This is a genomic window from Pseudoxanthomonas sp. CCNWLW251 (genome assembly GCF_037402255.1).
Classification (GTDB): Bacteria; Pseudomonadota; Gammaproteobacteria; order Xanthomonadales; family Xanthomonadaceae; genus Pseudoxanthomonas_A.
On record NZ_JBBEGA010000004.1, the window covers coordinates 223901 to 243417 of the forward strand.

Here is a 19517-nt window from a genome sequence, read left to right on the forward strand (position 1 = left end):
TCGGAAGCCCGTGGAGGAAGGACGCTTGGCGTCCTTCCCTCATGGTCACGGGACAGGCCGGCAGCTGAGCTTGTTGCCGAAGAAGTCCACGCTGGCTTCGCCCTGGTGTTCCCAGTACTCGATACCGCCGCGGCCGTACTTGGCGCCGCTGGCTGCCGGTTGCGGGAACACGATGGCCTGGTCGTTGCCCCAGGTCATCACCGCCGCCGCCGGATCGAGGTCGTTGTAGAAGGTCATCGTGAACGGCTTGCTGTTGTCGTCGCAGCGGTATTCCACCGCCTTCGGCACCACCAGGCCGGGCGCATGGATCGCCAGCTCGACCAGGCGGGTCCTGTAGGACTCCAGCACGCACAGGCGCACATCGTCCGCCTTCCAGCACTCGTCGCGTCCCTTCACCCAGCCGCGCTGCATCGCAGGGTCGGCGTCCTTGGCTTCCGCGTAACGCGTGGCAAGCTGACGGTCGAGCGCGGCCAGTTCGGCGTCGGTGCAGACCAGCTTCTCCGCCTCGCTGGCGGCCTTGGCGCAATCGAACGAGGGCGGTGCCAGCGCGGGAGTGGTCTCCGGCGCCGCCACGTTCGCGGCAGGAGCCGTGGCGGCGGGCGCGGAGGCGGGCGCTGTAGCGGCAGGCGCGGGGGTTTCGGGCGCGCAGGCTGCCAGCAGGAGCAGAGGGAAGCACAACAGGGGCGACTTCATCGGCGGTCTCCGGCACGGGGTGCGGCGCATGCTAGCGCCGATCGCGTGAAGGCGTGCCGTCAGCGCGAGAGGCGCAGCCGGCTGATCGTGCCGCGCCCCGGCGCCGACTGGATCGACAGCGTCCAGCCCAGGTGTTCGCACAGGCGTGCCAGCAGATCCAGTCCGATGCCGCCACCTTCGCGACTGCCGCCGCGCGCCAGCTGTGCGTAGATGCGGCTGATGTCTTCCGGCGTCATGCCGTGCCCGGGATCCTGCAGGGTGACGGTGGCATCGGCGTCGAGGCGGATGTGGATCTCGCCGCGGTCGCTGTTCTCGATGGCGTTGCGCAGCAGGTTGCCGATGGCCGCCTGGACGATGTGCAGTGGCGCTGACACCGTGCATGGCAGCAGTTCGTCGACCACGATGGAAAGATCCTTGCCCGCCAGCAGGTGGCGGTGGTCGTCGATGATGTCCGGCAGCAGTTCATGCAGCATCACCACTTCGTTGCTGCGCGACAACCGTGCCGGGTCCTTGGCGAGCGTCAGCAGCAGGGCGATCAGGCGCTCCACGTCGCGGGCCGTGCGATGGATGCGTTGCACCTGCTGGCGCGCCGGCGCCGGCAGGCCGGGTTGCTCCAGCGCCAGTTCGCTGGCGCCCGCCATGATGGCGATAGGCGTACGCAGCTCGTGGCTGGCGGTATCGATGAAGGTGCGCTCGCGCTCGACGAAGTCATCCTGGCGGCGCAGGTAATCGTTCAGGGCGTTGGTGATGACGTGCAGCTCGGAGCTGGCGCCATCCGCCACGACCACGCGCTGGCCGGCATGATCGGGAGAAAGTGCCCCGATGTCGTTCGCCAGGTCGGACAGGGGGCGCAGCGCAGTCCGCACCCCCCGGGCGACCATCACCCCTATGACCACCAGCGCGATGAACGCCAGGCCCAGTGATCCCAGGAGCAGGGCGTCCTCGATGGTCTCGATCCCGGTGATGTCGCGCACGACGAAGTAGTCAACGCCCTGCACACGCTGGACCAGCACCACGTTCTCGCGCCCGCCGAACCAGAAATCATCGTGCACGCCCTGCGGCAGCATCGACAGACCGGGCGGGGGCTGGCGGCCCGGCACCCGGTAGAGCTGTATCGCGCCGGTGTCACGCCATTCGTGGCCCGGATCTGCGGCCTTCTGCTGGACGTAGTGCACGATCTCCTGCTGGAGCAGCGACTTCCAGACCCAGTCCTCGAGGAAGTCATCAGCGAAGACCAGGATGATGATGGCGGCCAGCAGTACCGCGTAACCACCGAGCAGGCGCCTGATTTTCGCATGCAGGCTACGGCGCTTTTCCATCGCGTCCCTCCGGATGGGTGACCGCCAGACGGTAGCCGGTGCGGGGCAGGGTCTGGATGAGCTTCACCGGGAATGGGCCATCCACGCTGCGGCGCAGTTCGTAGATGTGCGAGCGGAGCATGTCGCCATCCGGCGGGTGGTCGCCCCACAGCGCATGTTCCAGCTGCTGCCGGGTGACGGCGGCAGGACTGGCCTGCATCAGCGTTTCCAGCAGCTTGCGGCAGGCGGGATACAGATGCAGCACCTGCCCGGCGCGGGTGGCCTCCAACGTGGCGAGGTCGAGTTTCAGGTCGTGCACTTCGAGCACCTTGCGCCGCTGCCGGCCGTGCATCCGCGCCATCAGCGCCTCGAGCCGCACTTCGAGTTCCGGCAGGTCGAACGGCTTGGTCAGGTAGTCGTCGGCGCCCGCGCGGAAACCGGCGATCTTGTCGGGCAGTTCGTCGCGCGCGGTCAGCATGATGACCGGCACGCTGGAGTCGTGCTCCTCGCGCAGGCGGCGCAGCACTTCCGGGCCCTCCAGGCGCGGCAGCATCCAGTCCAGCACGATGGCGTCGTAGACCTGGGTGCTGGCCAGGTGCAGGCCGGTCACGCCATCGGGCGCCGCGTCCAGGGTGTGGCCGCGCGCCTCGAAGTAATCGAACAGGTTCGCCACCAGGTTCCGGTTGTCTTCGATGACCAGCAGCCGCATCGGCAAGGTCCGCGCCAGCAGGGGAAGGACCGGCAGCATCGCAGGCCGGACGTCGAAGCGCCGTCGGAATTCCGACGAATCTCCTACGCCCCATCATCCACGATCATGCGCCGCGTTGCAGACCGGCATGCCCCCCATGCGCCCGATGCACCTTCAACACGCCCCCGGCTGGCAGACGCCGCTGCTGCTCGTGCTGATGCTGTGGGCGCTGCTGGCGGGACTGGGCATGCGCGAGCCGATGCCGGCGGACGAACCACGCTTCGTGCTGGCCGCGCGGATGATGGTGGAGACCGGCCAGTGGCTGTTCCCGCACCGCGGCGCGGAACTGTATGCGGAGAAACCTCCGACATTCATGTGGTTGCAGGCCACCAGCTACCTGCTGGTGCGCAACTGGCAGGTGGCGTTCCTGCTGCCGTCGCTGCTGGCCGCGCTGCTGACCCTCGGGTTGTCCGGTGACCTGGCGCGCCGCCTGTGGGGCCGGCACACGGTGCCCTACGCCGTCTTCGGCCTGTTCGTCTGCCTGCAGTTCGCCCTGCAGGCCAAGCGCGCGCAGATCGACATGGTCCTGGTGGCCATGACCACGCTGTCGCTGTGGGCACTGCTGCGCTACCTGCTGGAAAAGCCGAGTCCGTGGTTGCTGGCACTCGGCACCTTCGCCGCCGGCCTGGGCACGGTGACCAAGGGTGTCGGCTTCCTGGCGCTGCTGGTGTTCCTGCCGTGGCTGTGGGCGCGACGGACGGCATCCCGCGCGCTGCCCGCACCGCGTGGCGTGCACGTGCTTGCAGGCGTGGCGGGATTCCTGCTGGGCGCGGCCACCTGGCTCGTACCGATGCTCGCGACGGCGCTCTCTTCCCCGGATCCTGCGCTGCAGGCGTATGCGCGCGAGATGCTGTTCAAGCAGACCGGCACGCGCTATGCCAACGCATGGCATCACGTGAAACCCGCGTGGTACTACCTGCAAGCGATGCTGACGCTGTGGCTGCCCGGCGTGCTGCTGGCGCCGTGGCTGCTGCCCGCGTGGTGGCGGCGCATGCGCCGGCCGGATGCGCGCCACGTCCTGCTGCTGGGTTGGGCGGCGCTGGTGCTGGTGTTCTTCAGCGCGAGCGCGGGCAAGCGCGAGGTCTACATCTTCCCGATGCTGCCGGCATTGGCGGTGGCGGCGGCACCGCTGCTCCCGGGTCTGTTGCGACGACGCGCGGTGCGCGCAACGCTGTGGTCGTACATGGCCGTGCTGGCATTGGTCGCAGGGGTGCTGGGCGCGTGGCTGTCGATGGCGCCCCCCGAGCGCCTGCACGCACTGCTCGACGGCCGCGGCATGGACATGGCGACGGTCGCGCAGCTGAGCCGATGGCTGCTGGGATTCGCCGTCGTGGCACTCGCCGCGATAGTCGCCGCGCGACGACATGTGGCGGTGGCGCTGGTCGCCGTGACGGCCGCACTGTGGACGGCGTATGGCATGGGCTTCATGCCGGCGCTCAGCCCCGACAGTTCAGCCAAGGCGTTGATGCAGCGCGTCGGCGAGCGGATCGGTCCGGATGCCGAACTGGCCATGCTGGGCTGGCGCGAACAGCATCTGCTGCAGGCGGACCGGCCCGTGACCGACTTCGGCTTCAAGCAGCCCTGGGCGGCGCAGTGGCAGCATGCGCACGCGTGGCTGCTGCAAGCACCGGCGAAACGCTGGCTTTTCCTGCGCAGCGAAGCCATCGGCCCGTGCCTGGATCCGGCGAAGGTGGTCGACATCGGCGCATCCAACCGGCGTGCATGGATCCTTGCACCCGGGGATGCCTGGATCGAAGGCTGCGATGTGCCACCCGACTGGTCGGCGGATGTCAGCGAAGACTGAATCCGGAACAACGCCGCGTGCAGGCGGGAATCATTCGCGCGTGACTTAACGCGTTTCCGACGGCTGTCCGACTGCGCTACGACATCGCGGCCACGAGCATGCGTGCACCTTCCTGCATCCGCATCCGCATGCCCGTTCCGTCGCTCCCGTCCTCCGCTCCGACGACAGGTCCCGGACCGCGCCTCGCGTTGGTATCCATTCCCCTGCTGCTGATCGCATGGCAGCTGGCATGCCGCATCGACCTGCCCTGGGCGGGCTGGCTGTTCCACTGGGAAGGCGATGCGTGGTCGCTCAAGCGCAGCGTGTTGCTGGAAACCGTCCTGCATCGCGGCGGCCGCACCGCGAGCCTGCTGGCCTGGCTTGGCCTGCTGGCCGCCACCCTGGTGCACTGGGCGAAGCCTGCATCGGCTCCATGGACGCGTCCTGCCGCCCGCCTGCTGCTGGCGCTGCTCGCGTCCACCGCATGCGTGGCCCTGTTGAAGGCGGTCACGCAGGTGGATTGCCCGTGGGATCTTGCGGGATTCGGCGGCCAGCGCGCCTACGTGCCGCTGCTGGCACCGCGTCCGGCTTCGTTGGGCCCCGCCGCCTGCTTTCCCGCCGCGCACGCCGCAAGCGGCTACGCCTGGGTGGCGTCGTACTTTTTCTTCCTGCACGTCGCGCCCCGGTGGCGGCTTGCAGGGCTCGCGGTCGGGCTGCTGGCGGGTGGCGTCTTCGGCCTGGCGCAGCAGCTGCGCGGTGCGCACTTCCTGTCGCATGACGTCGCCAGCCTGGCGGTGTGCTGGACCATCGCCTGCGCCGTCGAGGGACTCGGTGCGCGACGCGGCCAAGTGACGATGGAGGCATGCGCATGAGCGTTTCAGTGCTCGATCACGCAGGCGTTCCCTCTCGCTGGCAACGGCTGCGTGCCGCGCTGGCGGTCCGCCCGCTGGTGGGCACGGAAACACTGATCCTGGCGGCCTGCCTTTACTTCAGCCTGTTCGCGAACGCGGTCTTCTGGCGGGCAGCGTCCCCACAGCCATGGGCACAGGGAACCTGGACGCTGTCGTTGTTCCTGCTGATCACCGCGGTGCACGGGATCTGGCTGTCGCTGCTGGTCTGGCGCCGTACCGCGCGCGTGGTGCTGTCATTGCTGGTGGTGGTCGCGGCGCTGGCCGGGCACTACATGGCCGCGTACGGCATCTACATCGACGCCGACATGGTCCGCAACGTCCTGCATACCGACTGGCGCGAAGCCGCCGACCTCGCCGGCCCGGATGCGCTGCTGCCATTGCTGGCGGCGGTGCCGCCGCTGTTCGTGGTGTGGCGCGTGCGCCTGCGACCGCGCGGCGTTGCACGCGCAGTGCTGGCGCGCAGCGTCTTCCTCCTCGGCATGGTCGTGGTCGGGCTGGTCGGCGTGCTGCCTTCCCTGCAGCCGCTTACCGCCTTCCTGCGCAACCAGCGCGAAGTGCGCTACCTCGTCACGCCCGCCAACGTGCTCGTGTCGCTGGCGAAGGTGGTCAGCGAAGACCCGCCCGGCCGCACCCATGCCCAACTTCCCATCGGCGAGGACGCCGTGCAGTCGCCTGCCGCCACGATGCGGCGGCCGCGCCTGCTGATGCTGGTGGTGGGCGAGACCGCGCGTGCCGCCAACTGGGGCCTCAACGGTTACGCGCGCCAGACCACGCCGGAACTGGCCGCACGCGGCGTGCTCAACTTCCCGCACGTCAGTGCGTGCGGAAGCAGCACCGAAGTCTCGCTGCCCTGCATGTTCTCCCCGTGGGGACGCGAACGCTACGACGAAAAAGCGATCCGCGGCCACCAGTCGTTGCTGCACGTCCTGCAACGCGCGGGCGTGGCCACGTTGTGGCGCGACAACCAGTCCGGCTGCAAAGGCGTCTGCACGGGCCTGCCGGTCGAAGACCTGCATGCACGCAAGGACTCCGCACTGTGCAACGGGGCGCGCTGCTTCGACGGCATCCTGCTTGAAGGGCTGGAAGAAACCGTCGCGCGCAACAAGGGCGACCAGGTGATCGTGCTGCACATGCTGGGCAACCACGGCCCGACCTACTTCGAGCGTTACCCGCCTGCTTTCCGTCGCTTCACGCCTGTCTGCGAGACCTCGGACCTGGGGCGCTGCAGCCGCGCGCAGATCGTCAATGCATACGACAACGCACTCGCCTACACGGACCACGTGCTGGCGGGCGCGATCGATCGCCTGTCGACGCTCCCGGGCTACGACACGGCCCTGCTCTATGTCTCCGACCACGGCGAATCGCTGGGCGAGAAAGGCCTCTACCTGCACGGCATGCCCTACGCCATCGCGCCACGCGAGCAACTCGACGTGCCGATGGTCGCGTGGTTCTCACCCTCGTGGCGGCAATCCACGCACCTGGATCCGCAGTGCCTGCGCGACCGCGCGGGCAGGCAGGCCAGCCATGACCAGCTTTTCCACACCGTACTGGGACTCACCGACGTGAAGACATCGCTTTATCGGCCGGACTACGACATTTTCCTGACCTGCAGGAGCGCACGCTGACATGGTCGAGACGAGCACTGCCATGACAAGTCTTTCCGTCGTCATTCCTGTTTTCAACGAGGCCGGCAACATCGGGCCGCTGGTGCGCGAAGTGGTCCAGCACCTGCGTGGCCGCATCGTGTTCGACATCGTCTGCGTGGATGACCAGTCCGAAGACGACACACGCGACGTGCTCGCGGCGTTGAAGGCCGAGGTTCCGGAGTTGCGCGTGGTGGTGCACCACCGGCGCAGCGGCCAGAGCGCCGCCGTCCGCACCGGCGTGAAGCATGCGCTGTCGCCATGGATCGTCACCCTCGACGGTGACGGCCAGAACGATCCCGGCGACATCCTCAAGCTGCTGGCGGCACGCGAGGCGGGCAATCCGCAGACCCGGCTCTACGCGGGTTGGCGGGTGGATCGCAAGGACACCAGCAGCAAGCGCTGGGCATCGCGCTGGGCCAACCGCATCCGCCAGTGGCTCCTGCATGACGACACGCCCGACACCGGCTGCGGCATCAAGCTGTTCGAGCGTGCGGCGTTCCTCGAGCTTCCCTATTTCGACCACATGCACCGTTACCTGCCCGCGCTCATGCAGCGTGCCGGCTGGCTGACGGTCAGCGTGCCGGTGTCGCACCGGCCACGCGGGTCCGGCCAATCGAAGTACACCAATCTGGGCCGCGCACTGGTCGGCATTCGCGATCTGATGGGCGTGTCGTGGCTGATCCATCGCAGCCACGTGACCGCCGTCAGCGAGATCCATGCAGGGCGCAAATCGTGAACATCCTGGACCAGGAAATCGTCTGGCTGGGTTGGACCGGCCTGCACATGACGCCGTGGAAGCTGATCGGCCTGACCGGCGCCGCCCTGTTCGGCGCGCGCTGGCTGGTCCAGTTCGTCGCATCGCGGCGCGCGCGCCGCCCGGTGATTCCGCGCCTGTTCTGGTACATGAGCCTGTGCGGCAGCCTGATGGCGCTGAGCTATTTCCTGTTCTCGTCCAAGCAGGATGCGGTAGGCGTGCTGCAGAACCTGCTGCCCGCCTTCACCGCCGCCTACAGCCTCTACCTGGACATCCATCACCAGCGCCAGCAGCGGGCGCTGGGAAGCACGCCCTGATCAGCTGCGATTGGGCGTCAGCTTCAACAGGCGGCCACCACTGCCGTCTTCCAGCAGCCACAGCGCGCCATCCGGCCCTTGTTCGACCTCGCGGATGCGGCGGCCCATCGGATAGCGACGCGCCTCGCGCGCCTGCGTGCCGTCGAACTCGATCTCGATCAGCGCCTGCGAGGCCAGCCCGCCAATGAAGCCCTTCCCGCGGTACCACGGAAACAGATTGCCCGAGTAGATGACGAAGCCCGCCGGCGCGATCACCGGGTTCCACGAGGCTTCGGGCGCATTGAATTCCGGCCGCGTGGGATGGTCGGGGATCGGCGTGCCGTCGTAGTGGTCGCCGTTGGAGACGATCGGCCAGCCGTAGTTGGCGCCGCGTTCGATCAAGTTGAGTTCGTCGCCCCCGGCAGGCCCCATCTCGTGTGCCCACAACTGGCCGGCACTGTCGAAGGCGATGCCCAGTATGTTGCGATGGCCCCGTGACCATACTTCTGCACCGACACCCCCCATTCCCAAGGCGGAGTACGGATTACCCGGCGCAGGCTTGCCGTCGTCGTTGAGCCGCATAATCTTGCCTAGCGCGGACTGCACGTCTTGCGCAGCTGCCGAGGCTTGGCGGTCGCTGGAGGTGACCCACAATTTGCCGTCTGCGTCGAACGCCAGGCGGTGCCCATAGTGGGCATCGCCGTTGACTTTGGGCACTTGGCGCCATATCACCTGCAGGCTCGTAAGGCTGCCACTATTGCCGCTGGCGTCGAGCTGAAGGCTTGCGCGTGCCACTGCAGCGCCTCGCGTGCTGCCGCTGCCTGCTTCCGCGTAGCTGATGTACACCAGCCGGTTGTCCGCAAAGCGCGGATGCAATAGCACGTCGCCCAAGCCGCCCTGTCCACCATAGGCCACCGTGGGCAGGCCGATGATCTCGCCCACCTGCCCGGTGGCGAGATTGGCGAGGCGCAGCTTGCCGGACTTCTCCGTGACCAGCAGGCGACCGTCCGGCAGGAAGGTCATCGCCCACGGCTCATTGAACGTGGCCACCGGCGTGCTGGTGAACGGCGGATCCGGCACCGCGCGCGGCGGCGACATGCCCCCCGCGATGCGTTCCACGCCCGGCAACGGCGCCGGGGGCTCGCCGCGGGGCGCCGCCATCAGGCCTGCGGTGGCCTTCGCACGCGGTGCGGACGCGAGCACGACCCGCGCCCCGTTCTCGTCGACCGTCGCGCGTTGGCACGACGCCATGCAGACCACACAGACCAGCAGCAACGGCAGCTTCATGCGGGTGGCTCCGGCGGGGGTGACGTCGTTGTACGCCGGGCAGGCGAAGAAAAGCGTGATGGCCGCCGGGTCTTCAGACCTTCAGATACCAGCCCCGCCGATCCATCGCCCACACGACCCACCACCACACCCCGACGAACGTGAGGGCGAAGGCCAGCGAAGGCACATAGGGCCCGACCTGGGGCGTCATCCAGTCGGCGAAGCCTTTCCGGTACAGCGGCTCCATCCAGCCCAGCCCCAGCAACAGGTAGGTCATGACGGCCGCGCCCACATAGGCGGCGATGGCGTTCGTCCCGAAGCGACGCCCCACCGCCCGCCATCCGCGCCGGTCCACGGCGGCATGGGCGAGCGCCAGCGCGAGCAGGGCGCAGCCCGCCGTGAACAGCACATAGGACGAGGTCCACAACGCCTTGTTCAACGGAAACACCATCGCCCAGGCCAGGCCCGCGGCGAGCGCGACGACGCCGGCCATCACCATCCGTCGCAGCGCATCGGCGCGCAGCCACGCCCCCGCGCGTACGCCGAGCAGCGTGGTGGCGAGGGCGGGCAGCGTGCTGAGCACGCCTTCGGGATCCTGTCCGCGCACGAGCGTCGCGTCCCACTGGTACAGCCAGGGCGCGAACAGCGCGGAGTCCACCCGCGCCGGCAGGTGGGTGTAAGGCGCGTAGCCGAACGGTGCGAGCAGCGCCCAATACCCCAGCAGGATCGTGCCGATCAGCGCCCATTGCAGGCGTGGCCTTGTGTAGAGCGCGATCAGTCCGGCGAACGCGAAACACAGCCCGATCCGTTGCAGCACGCCCCAGGGCCGGAAGTGCGGCCGGTCGAGCAACAGGTACGCCAACAGGTGAAGTGCCAAGCCGAGGGCGACGATCTTCGCCGCGCGCCACAGCAGCGTGCGCACCAACGTGCCGCGCGCAATGCCGGCCTCGGCGCGGGGAACGATGCCGAGCGAAATCGACACGCCGACGATGAAGAGGAAGAAAGGAAACACCAGGTCGGTCGGCGTGACGCCATGCCATTCGGCGTGCAGCAAGGGCGCATACACATGCGACCAGTCGCCCGGCGTGTTGACCAGCAGCATCGCCGCCACTGTCAGCCCACGCAGCGCGTCGACGGAGGCGAACCGGGCAGAGGCGACACTCATGCGTACCGCTTCACTTCCCGCCGATCCACGTCCCCACCACCTGCAACCCGGCGTCCAGCGCGACCAGATCGGCCTGGTATCCCGGCGCGATGCGACCGTGCGTGGCGCCCAGGCCAAGGAATTCGGCCGGATAGGTCGACGCCATCCGCAGCGCCTCTTCCAGCGGCAGGCCCAGCAGATGCACGCTGTTTCGCACTGCCGTGATCATGTCCAGCGCCGAGCCCGCCAGCGCGCCCGCGGCGTTGCGCACCACGCCGTCGATGGCGGTGATGGTTTCGCCGTACAACACGTAGGAGGGATCATCCGCGCCGACCGGTGGCATCGCGTCGGTGACCAAGAACACCTTGCCGCGCGGCTTGGCCGCCAGCGCCACGCGCAGGCTGGCCGGATGCACGTGCACGCCATCGACGATCACCCCGCACCAGCAGCCGTCGTCTTCGAGGGCGGCACCGACCGCACCGGGCTCGCGGCCCTGCAGGGGCGACATCGCGTTGTAGAGGTGGGTGAACCCGGATATGCCGGCATCGATGCCGGTGCGGACCTGTTCGTACGTGGCGGCGGTGTGCCCGGCCACCACGATGGCACCGCGCGCCACCATCGCGCGGATGGTGTCCGCAGGCACCTGCTCCGGTGCCAGCGTCAGCAAGGTGACGCCATTGGCCAGCGAGGTGGCCATCGCGACCTCGTCTTCGCCCGGTACGCGGAACTTGCCGGCATCGTGCGTGCCCTTGCGCGCCGGCGCGATGTACGGTCCTTCCAGATGGATGCCGAGGATGCCCGGCACCTGTTGCGCAATGGCGTCACGCGTGGCGGCGATGGCGCGCGCCATCACCTCGGCGTCGTCGCTGATCAGCGTGGGCAACAGCCCGGTGGTGCCGAAACGACGGTGCGCCTCGGCGATGGTGCGTATCGCCTCGACGCTGGTGTCGTTGTTGAACAGCCTGCCGCCACCGCCATTGACCTGCGCATCGATGAAGCCGGGCGCCAGCAGTGCACCCCCGAGATCGACCCGCTTCGCTTCCGCCGGCACCGCGTCATTGGCGACGAGGTCGGCGATGCGACCATCCTGCATCAGCACCGCCAGGCCATCGATGACGCCGTCGGGCGTAAGCACGCGCGCGTGGCACAGGGCGGTGGCAGGACTCATCGCATTCATACCGTTTCAGTGACCTTGTTGAGATGCGGCGGCACATCGGGATTGTGGCCGCGACGCAACGCCAGTGCATTGATCGCGCGATAGAAGCTCTGGATGGTCAGCAGCGGCGCGCAGGCCGGATGCGGTGCTTCGACCAGCGGCAGATCGCCCTGCCGCGACGCCACCCACACCTGTGCGCCGCGGCCGCGGAATTCCTGCGCCAGCGCCAGCGTGCCGGCCTCGGTTTCATCGGGCTGTGCGAAACAGAGCACCGGGAAACCCGGCCCCACCAGCGCCATCGGCCCGTGCTTCACCTCGGCCGAACTGTAGGCTTCCGCATGCAGTCCGCAGGTCTCCTTGAACTTCAGCGCGGCTTCCTGCGCGGCGGCCAGGCCCAATCCGCGGCCGAGCACGAACAGGTTGTGTGCCCCCACCAGCCCCTCCGCCAACGGCGACCAGTCCGCCTGCCACGCGCGCCGCAACGCCTCCGGCAGCGCCTCCGTCGCCGCATGCAACGGCGCTTCGTCCTTCCAGTACGCGGCCAGCTGCAGGATGGCCGCGAGCGAACCGAGATAGCTCTTGGTCGCCGCCACGCTGCGCTCGGGCCCCGCGCGCAGAGGCAGCACGGTGTCGGCGAGTTGCGCCAGCGGGGAATCCTCCACGTTGACCAGCGCCACCACGCGCGCGCCCGCTTCCTTCGCCGAGGCCGCGTTGCGCAGCAGATCCGGGCTCTTGCCCGATTGCGAGATCACCACGTACAGCACGCCGTCCAGCCGCTGCTTCGCTTCGTAGACCGAACCCACCGACGGCGAGGCCGATGCGGTCACCACGCCCAGCTGCGTTTCGAACAGGTACTTCGCATAGGTGGCCGCATGGTCGGAACTGCCACGGGCGCAAGTGACGACGAAGGGCGGCGGATTGCGGCGCAGGTCGTCGGCCAGCGCCTTCACCGTGGCGGCGTTGCGGGCGTACTGGTCGGCGACGATGTCGGCGGTCTGGGCCGCCTCCTGGTGCATCAGCGTATCGGAGGGTGCGGGCAACGAGGTGTCGGTCATGGGGATGCCGGTTCGGGTCGGTCCGCGCGCGGCCTGACCGGCGCGGTGGAGCCACGCACCACCAGTTGCGGCACGAAGCCCTGGTTGTGCACGGGCGAGGGATTGTCGTCGTAAGCGTCCTGGCGCAGGCCGGCGATCAGCAGGCGTGCGGCCTGTTTCGCGATGTCCTGCGTGGCCTGCTTGGCGGTGGTCAGCGGCGGCCACGACTGCTTGGAGAACGGGCTGTCTTCGAAACCGGCGATGGACAGGTCGTAAGGCACGTTCATGCCGGTGGACTTGGCGGCGGCCAGCACGCCGGCCGCGATCTCGTCGTTGGAACCGAAGATCGCCGTGGGGGGCTCGCGCAGCGCCAGCAACCGGCGTGCACCCCGGAAGCCGTCGTCGAACGTGTAGTCGCCCGGTACCACCAGGTGTTTGTCGAGCTGGATGCCGTAATCCTTCAGCGCCTTCTCGTAGCCGGCATAGCGCTCCGTACTCGACCGGTGCGCCAGGCCGCCCCAGAGGAAACCGATGCGCTGGTGGCCGAGCTGGATCAGGTGTTCGGTGATCTCGTACGCGGCGTCGCGATCATCCACGTAGACGCAGGGCAGGCCATCGTCCGGATCTTCGGTGGCGGCGATGATGCGCACCAGCTTCACCCCGCGCGCGGCGAGCGCCGTCACCAGGTCGGCGCGCTCGGACATCGGTGCGGTCAGCACCAGCCCGGCCAGGCGCGAACGCTGCACGAACTCGACCAGTTCCTCCGCGAGCAGCGGCGAGGTGGAATCGACCGGATGGATCTGCAGGCCGAAGCCGGTTTCCTTGCACGCGGCCAGCACGCCGTTCTGCACGCCGATGATGTGGTACGGGTTGGGGTTGTCGTACACCAGCCCGATCACGAACGGCGTGCCGCTGCGCAGGTTGCGCGCGGACTGGTCCGGCTCGTAGTCCAGTTCTGCGATCGCGTGCAGCACGCGCGCGCGGGTGCCCTGCAGCACCGACGGTTCGTTGTTGATGACCCGGGACACGGTCTTCAGCGAGACCTTCGCGCGTTCGGCGACGTCCTTGATGGTGGGTCGGCGCATGGGCGTTTCCGTCATGGAGGCGAGTCCGCCATGATGCCGCGTTCCGGCACGTCCGTCGCCGGCCGCGACCGGCCCACCCGGTGACCGGCCAGTGCGTAGTACAGGATGTACAGGTACCCGGGCACGGCCAGCCCCGCGAACACCGCCTGGAAGTCGTAGTGCTGCTTCAGCACCGCGAACGCCTGCGGCAGGATGGCGCCACCGGCGATACCCATGATCAGCAGGGCCGATCCGGTCTCGGTATGCCGGCCGAGGCCCTTGATTGCCAACGGGAAGATCGCCGGCCACATCATCGCGTTGGCGAAGCCCAGCGCCGCGACGAAACCCACCGACACATAGCCATGGGTCAGCAACGCACCAAGCGCGAACAGCACGCCCAGCGTTGCGGAGATGGCCAGGTAGCGTTCCTGCGACACGAAGCGCGGGATCGCGGCCAGGCCGACGAGGTAACCGGCCAGCATCGCGAACAGCGTGTAGGTCGTGAACAGCTTGGTCTGGTCGAGCGGCAGGCCGAAGCCGCGGCCGTACGTGCCGATCGCATCGCCCGCCAACACCTCCACGCCCACGTAGAGGAACAGGCACAACACGCCCAGCCACAGGTGCGGGAACTGCGCCAGGCCGCGTTCGCCATTGGCGGCATCCGCCACGGGCGCGGCGTTGGCGTCGGAAGGCTTCACCTCCGGCAGCGGCGAGAACAGGATGCCGATGGCGACCACCACCAGGATGCCGGCCATCACCAGGTACGGCAGATGGATCTTCGCGGCGAATGCATCCAGCAGTACCGCCTTGCCGGCCGCGTCGGCGGCCTCGACCTGTGCAGCGAGGTCGCCCACCCCATGCAGCACCAGCGTGCCGATCACGATGGGCGCCAGCATGCCGGCGATCTTGTTGCAGATGCCCATCAGCGCGATGCGCCGGGCCGCGCTCTCGATGGGGCCGAGGATGCTGACGTACGGGTTCACCGCCGTCTGCAGCAACGCCAATCCGCCGCCGATCACGAACAGGCCGGACAGCGCGCCCGGGTACCAGCGCTGGGTGGAGAACTCGCCGAACATCGCGGCACCCACTGCCATCACGAACAGGCTGATCGCCAGCCCCTTCTTCATGCCGGTGCGCTTGAGCAATGCCGCCGCCGGGAGGGCGAGGAAGAAGTACGACAGGTAGAACACCATCAGCACGAGGAAGGCATTCACCTCGTCCAGGTCGAACGCGAGCTGCACGAAGGTGATCAGCGGTCCGTTGATCCAGGTGAAGAACCCGATGATGAAGAACAGCAGGCCGACGATGGCCAGCGAGCGAAGCGGGTTGGAGCCGGATGCGATGGTCATGAGAGTCCCCTCGTGCTGGCCGATGAGCGGGTCCGCAACAAACCCGCGACCGGAAACAACGTTGTCAAAGAATCCATCAAAGAGCGACCGTATGGGCAGTTGCGGCGACAGCGCAACCCCTTGTGTGAGCGCCAAGCCTTCGTGCACTGCAGCATGAAGTCCTGCGAGACTTGAAGAAAATTGACCTTCCTTTTCAATGATTAACCGCAAATATGCGGATAATCAAATGCTGAATACGCCAATTGTTCCCGTTTCGCTACACCCAACTGGCCGCCAGACGCCTATTTGATGACAGAGTCTTGACAACGTTGTCAAACACTTTCCACACTCGGGCCATATCGGGATGCGGGAGTCCCGGCCGCGAACATGTGGGGAGACGTGTGGTCGCCATTGCAAATCCAGTACCGGCAGATGCCATCCGCAGGGCGGAAGACGCCTTCATCGCGGCGGATGTCGGTGGCACGCATGTACGCATCGGCCTGGTCCGCGGCAGCGGCGATCCTGGCGCGCCGGTCAGTGTGCTCGAGTACCGCAAGTACGCCTGCGCCGAATACGCGAGCCTGGGTGACATCGTCGGCGACTTCCTCGCCCGCCTGGCTCCGGCCGGGGTGAACCGCGCGGTGATCGCCAGTGCCGGCTACGCGCTGGAAGACGGCACCGTCATCACCAACAACCTGCCGTGGCGGCTGTCGCCAGTCGAACTGCGCGCGCAGCTGGGCTTCGACGACGTCCGCCTGGTCAACGATTTCGAAGCCGTGGCGCACGCCGCGGCACAGATGGACGCCAGCGAGGTCCTGCAACTGGCCGGTCCCGCCATCGCGCCGGCGCGGGGACCCACGTTGATCCTCGGCCCGGGCACCGGCCTGGGGGCGGCGGTCTGGATTCCCGCCGGCAAGCGTGCCGTGGTCCTGGCCACCGAAGCCGGCCAGGCCGCGCTGACCGCCGGCAACACACTCGAAATGGCCCTGTTGGCCGAGATGCTGAAGACCCGCACCCACGTGCCGGTCGAACAGGCCCTCTCCGGTCCCGGCCTGATGAACCTGCACGCCGCGCTGTGCGCGGTGCGCGGGGCCGCGCCTTCAGCGTATGCGCGCCCCGGCGACATCACCGCCGCCGCCCTGTCCGGCGAGGACCCGATGGCGCGCGAAAGCCTCGACGTGTTCTGCGGCCTGCTGGGCAGCGTGGTCGGCGACATGGCGCTGCTGTACGGCGTGCAGGGTGGCGTGTACCTCGCCGGCGGCATCCTGCCGAAGATCCGCGATTTCCTGATTCAAAGCAGTTTCGTGCCGCGGTTCCTCAACAAGGGATCGATGCGCGAGGCGCTTGAACGCATCTCCGTGAAGCTGGTGGAGCACGGGCAGTTGGGGGTGGTGGGTGCCGCCAAGTGGTACCTGGAGCAACACGGGGACGATTGAAAGGGAAGCGCCGGCACAGGCGCGACGAAGACAGGCAAAGCGCAGTCCACGCGCAGCGCCGATTGCAACAAAGGCTTCAGGCACGGCGGAGCAAGCGCGAGCAAGACCTGCCGAAACTCAAACAATGAATGATGGGAGAGACATCATGATTTACCGCAGATCCATACTTTCCGCCGCCATCGTGACCTGTCTCGGCGTAGCGGTGCAGGCGCATGCACAGGACGCTCAACCCGCCGATGCGCAGGCGACCGACCTCGACACCGTGGTCGTCACCGGCATCCGTGGCAGCGTGGAGAAGTCGCTGGACGTCAAGCGCGATGCCAAGAGCCACGTTGAAGTCATCACCGCCGAAGACATCGGCAAAATGCCCGACAAGAACGTCGCCGACTCGCTGCAACGCATTCCCGGCGTGACGGTGAGCTCAGCCGGCGCAAACGAAGGCGGCTTCGACGAAAACGACCGCGTGTCGATGCGCGGCACCAATCCGAGCCTCACGCAAACGCTGTTCAACGGTCACAACATCGCCTCGGGCGACTGGTTCGTGCTGAACCAGACCGGCACGGTCGGCCGCAGCGTCAGCTACACCCTGCTGCCGTCGGAACTGGTGAGCCAGATCGTCGTGCACAAGTCTTCGCAGGCGAGCCTTGTCGAAGGTGGCGTGGCGGGCTCGGTCGATATCATCACCCGCAAGCCGCTGGAGTTCGCGGAGAACTTCACCGCCGAAGCCTCCATCGGCGCGGTCTATTCCGATCTCCCGAGCGAAACCGAACCGCAGTTCAGCGGCCTGCTGAACTGGAAGAACGATGCCGGCACCCTCGGCGTGCTGGTCCAGGCGTTCTCGGAAGAGCGCAGCCTGCGTCGCGACGGCCAAGAGCTTCTTGGCTATGAGCAGATCGCGCCGGGCAGCGCCGTGGCACTCTCCAACCCGGACCTCGCCGGCGTGTGGTATCCGACGATGATCGGCTCGGCGCTGTTCGAGCAGAAGCGCGAGCGCAAGGGCGGCCTGCTGGAAGTCCAGATCAAGCCGACCGACGACCTGACGCTGGGCGTGAACGCCTTCGTGTCGGATCAGGAAGCGGGCAACTACAACCGCAACTACCTGCTGTGGGTGACGCACTTCCTGGCTCGCGGTACCGGCCAGGCGCCGCTGCCGGGTTACGTCGTCCGCAACGGCACCCTGGTGCAGGCCGACTTCGCTGGCGTTCCCGGCACGACGTACGGCGTGTACGACCAGATCTCGCGTCCTGATGCGAGTGCAGACTCCTCGTTCATCGCGTTCGATGCCAAGTGGCAGCCCAGCGACTCGCTGGTGCTGAAGGCGCAGCTGGGCACATCCGACGGCACCGGCGAGACGCCGACGCAGGACGTAGCGGAGTGGAACGTGGGCATCGGCGCCGGCGGCGGCTGGGGCCTCAACGGCGTAGGCGCGGCCGACTGGTACATCGGTGGCAACCCCGCCAGCAACGCCGCCGACACGCTGGGCTGGATCTTTGGCTACCAGGACGTCAAGGTCGAAGACGAAGAGAAGTGGGGCCAGATCGATGGCGAATACTTCATCGACAAGGGCGCCATGTCCTCGCTGCAGTTCGGCGTTCGCTATGCCGAGCACAGCCGCGAGTCGCTGGGCGCAACCGGCCAGGGCCCGGCGTGTAAGGACGCGAGCGGCAACACCGTCGCATTCGACTGGAGCCAGCCATACTTCTGCCCGGTCGGCACGCAGTCGCCGTTCGATCCGGCCAACTACCCGACCGGTGGCTACGCCAACTATCCGGGTGACTTCGCCGACGGCCTGGGCGGCACGTTCCCGCGCGACATCTGGTACTTCTCGCCCCAGCAGCTGGCCGCCTTCAACGACCGCTTCACCAACCGCAACCCCGTCACGCGCACCGACTGGGCCGGCCTGTACGGCATCCATGAAGAATCCTCCGCGGCCTACACCCAGCTGAACCTGGAAGGCGATCGCTGGAGCGGCAACATTGGCCTGCGCTACGTGCGGACCGAGCAGCGCATCCACAACAATGTCTCGGGCACGGGTTCGCCGGATGCGGTCACCGGTTCGGATTTCGGTCCTTACCTGCCGGTCATCACCCGCCACACATATACCGACCTGCTACCCAGCGCCAACTTCAAGTTCGACATAACCGAGGACTTGGTGGCTCGCGTCGCGGCATCGCGCACGATGACCCGCCCGGACTACTCGGCGCTGGCGGGCGCCGTCTCGCTCAGCCCGCCGCCTTCCGTGGGCGCACCGGGTTCGGGCAGCGGCGGCAACCCCGACCTGAAGCCGATCCTTTCCACCAACTTCGACGTCTCGGTGGAGTGGTACTTCGCACCGCGTGCGTTGCTTGCCGCTAGCGTGTTCTACATGGATCTGAAGGACTACGTGTCCTACGGCCAGGAGACGCGCCAATACATGACCTACAGCACGACCAACCCGCAGGGCTACCTGGCGGACTATGTGCTGACCGTACCGGTCAACACGGACGGCAAGGTCAAGGGCTTCGAGCTGACTTACGAACAACCGATCGGCGACAACTTCGGCTTCAACGCCAACTACACCTACGCCGATGGCGAGCAGGACGATGGCCGCGATCTGGTAGGCACCTCGAAGAACACCTACAACGTCGGCGCATACTTCGAGAACGACCGCTTCAATGCCCGCGTGAACTATACCTACCGCTCAGAGTTCTACAGCGGCCTGGATCGCGCCACGGCGTTCTACCAGGACGAAACCGACGTGCTCTCCGCCTCGCTGGGCTACAAGGCGACGGACTGGCTGACGGTCACCCTGGACGGCCTGAACCTCAACGAGCCGAAGCTGAAGTACTACGCTCTGAACCGCGACCAGCCACGTTCGATCTACCAGAACGGCCGCCAGTACTACCTGAACTTCCGCTTCAAGTTCTGATCGTAACGATGTAAGGGAACACTCTCCCTCTGCGGGCCCGGATGCGTCCTGG

16 protein-coding genes are annotated in these 19517 nt (G+C 67.5%); 7 read left to right on the forward strand and 9 right to left on the reverse strand.

The features are described 5' to 3' along the window. Window positions 1-45: 45 nt before the first annotated feature. From WBN46_RS15900 to WBN46_RS15910, 3 genes are read right to left on the reverse strand one after another with little or no spacing between them, the layout of a single operon-like run. Complete coding sequence (locus WBN46_RS15900; protein ID WP_337732412.1) at window positions 46-693, reverse strand: MliC family protein; 648 nt, start codon at window positions 691-693, stop codon at window positions 46-48. Window positions 694-752: 59 nt separating this feature from the next. Beyond that, window positions 753-2012 carry a HAMP domain-containing sensor histidine kinase gene (locus WBN46_RS15905; RefSeq protein ID WP_337732413.1) on the reverse strand — a complete coding sequence of 420 codons (1260 nt, stop codon included), beginning with the start codon at window positions 2010-2012 and terminating at the stop codon, window positions 753-755. Continuing rightward, window positions 1996-2700 (reverse strand): response regulator transcription factor, encoded by a 705-nt coding sequence (locus WBN46_RS15910; RefSeq protein ID WP_337732537.1) that lies wholly within the window; start codon window positions 2698-2700, stop codon window positions 1996-1998. The genes WBN46_RS15905 and WBN46_RS15910 overlap by 17 nt, the downstream gene beginning before the upstream one ends. A 145-nt stretch (window positions 2701-2845) precedes the next feature. On the opposite strand from WBN46_RS15910, the gene WBN46_RS15915 reads away from it, so the two are divergent. The 5 genes from WBN46_RS15915 to WBN46_RS15935 all read left to right on the forward strand — a co-directional run bounded on the left by WBN46_RS15915 (window position 2846) and on the right by WBN46_RS15935 (window position 8150). Continuing rightward, window positions 2846-4543: a glycosyltransferase family 39 protein gene (locus tag WBN46_RS15915; protein WP_337732414.1), complete on the forward strand. Its 1698-nt coding sequence runs from the start codon at window positions 2846-2848 to the stop codon at window positions 4541-4543. Window positions 4544-4731: 188 nt separating this feature from the next. After that, window positions 4732-5394 carry a phosphatase PAP2 family protein gene (locus WBN46_RS15920; RefSeq protein ID WP_337732415.1) on the forward strand — a complete coding sequence of 221 codons (663 nt, stop codon included), beginning with the start codon at window positions 4732-4734 and terminating at the stop codon, window positions 5392-5394. Then, window positions 5391-7058 (forward strand): phosphoethanolamine--lipid A transferase, encoded by a 1668-nt coding sequence (locus tag WBN46_RS15925; protein WP_337732416.1) that lies wholly within the window; start codon window positions 5391-5393, stop codon window positions 7056-7058. The genes WBN46_RS15920 and WBN46_RS15925 overlap by 4 nt, the downstream gene beginning before the upstream one ends. Window positions 7059-7080: 22 nt before the next feature. After that, window positions 7081-7815 carry a glycosyltransferase family 2 protein gene (locus tag WBN46_RS15930; RefSeq protein WP_192199778.1) on the forward strand — a complete coding sequence of 245 codons (735 nt, stop codon included), beginning with the start codon at window positions 7081-7083 and terminating at the stop codon, window positions 7813-7815. A gap of 47 nt (window positions 7816-7862) precedes the next feature. After that, the gene (locus WBN46_RS15935) at window positions 7863-8150 is read left to right on the forward strand and encodes a lipid-A-disaccharide synthase N-terminal domain-containing protein (protein ID WP_337732538.1); all 288 of its coding nucleotides are present in this window, start codon (window positions 7863-7865) and stop codon (window positions 8148-8150) included. Here WBN46_RS15935 and WBN46_RS15940 read toward each other — a convergent pair whose 3' ends face one another. The 6 genes from WBN46_RS15940 to WBN46_RS15965 all read right to left on the reverse strand — a co-directional run bounded on the left by WBN46_RS15940 (window position 8151) and on the right by WBN46_RS15965 (window position 15142). Continuing rightward, window positions 8151-9227 carry a PQQ-dependent sugar dehydrogenase gene (locus WBN46_RS15940; protein WP_337732539.1) on the reverse strand — a complete coding sequence of 359 codons (1077 nt, stop codon included), beginning with the start codon at window positions 9225-9227 and terminating at the stop codon, window positions 8151-8153. 262 nt (window positions 9228-9489) lie between these two features. Continuing rightward, window positions 9490-10560, reverse strand: a complete 1071-nt coding sequence (locus WBN46_RS15945) for a DUF5009 domain-containing protein (RefSeq protein WP_337732417.1) — start codon at window positions 10558-10560, stop codon at window positions 9490-9492. 10 nt (window positions 10561-10570) lie between these two features. Further along, window positions 10571-11716 carry an N-acetylglucosamine-6-phosphate deacetylase gene (nagA, locus tag WBN46_RS15950; RefSeq protein ID WP_337732418.1) on the reverse strand — a complete coding sequence of 382 codons (1146 nt, stop codon included), beginning with the start codon at window positions 11714-11716 and terminating at the stop codon, window positions 10571-10573. Next, on the reverse strand, window positions 11713-12750 hold the full coding sequence (locus WBN46_RS15955; RefSeq protein WP_337732419.1) for an SIS domain-containing protein: 1038 nt from the start codon (window positions 12748-12750) through the stop codon (window positions 11713-11715). The genes nagA and WBN46_RS15955 overlap by 4 nt, the downstream gene beginning before the upstream one ends. Next, window positions 12747-13814, reverse strand: a complete 1068-nt coding sequence (locus tag WBN46_RS15960; RefSeq protein WP_337732420.1) for a LacI family DNA-binding transcriptional regulator — start codon at window positions 13812-13814, stop codon at window positions 12747-12749. Before WBN46_RS15960 ends, WBN46_RS15955 begins: the two co-directional genes overlap by 4 nt. A gap of 11 nt (window positions 13815-13825) precedes the next feature. After that, window positions 13826-15142 (reverse strand): sugar MFS transporter, encoded by a 1317-nt coding sequence (locus WBN46_RS15965; RefSeq protein WP_337732422.1) that lies wholly within the window; start codon window positions 15140-15142, stop codon window positions 13826-13828. 380 nt (window positions 15143-15522) lie between these two features. On the opposite strand from WBN46_RS15965, the gene WBN46_RS15970 reads away from it, so the two are divergent. Further along, window positions 15523-16557 (forward strand): glucokinase family protein, encoded by a 1035-nt coding sequence (locus tag WBN46_RS15970; protein ID WP_337732424.1) that lies wholly within the window; start codon window positions 15523-15525, stop codon window positions 16555-16557. A 145-nt stretch (window positions 16558-16702) separates the two neighbouring features. Then, window positions 16703-19465, forward strand: coding sequence for a TonB-dependent receptor (locus WBN46_RS15975; protein ID WP_337732425.1), 2763 nt, complete (start codon window positions 16703-16705; stop codon window positions 19463-19465). The last annotated feature ends 52 nt before the right edge of the window (window positions 19466-19517 follow it).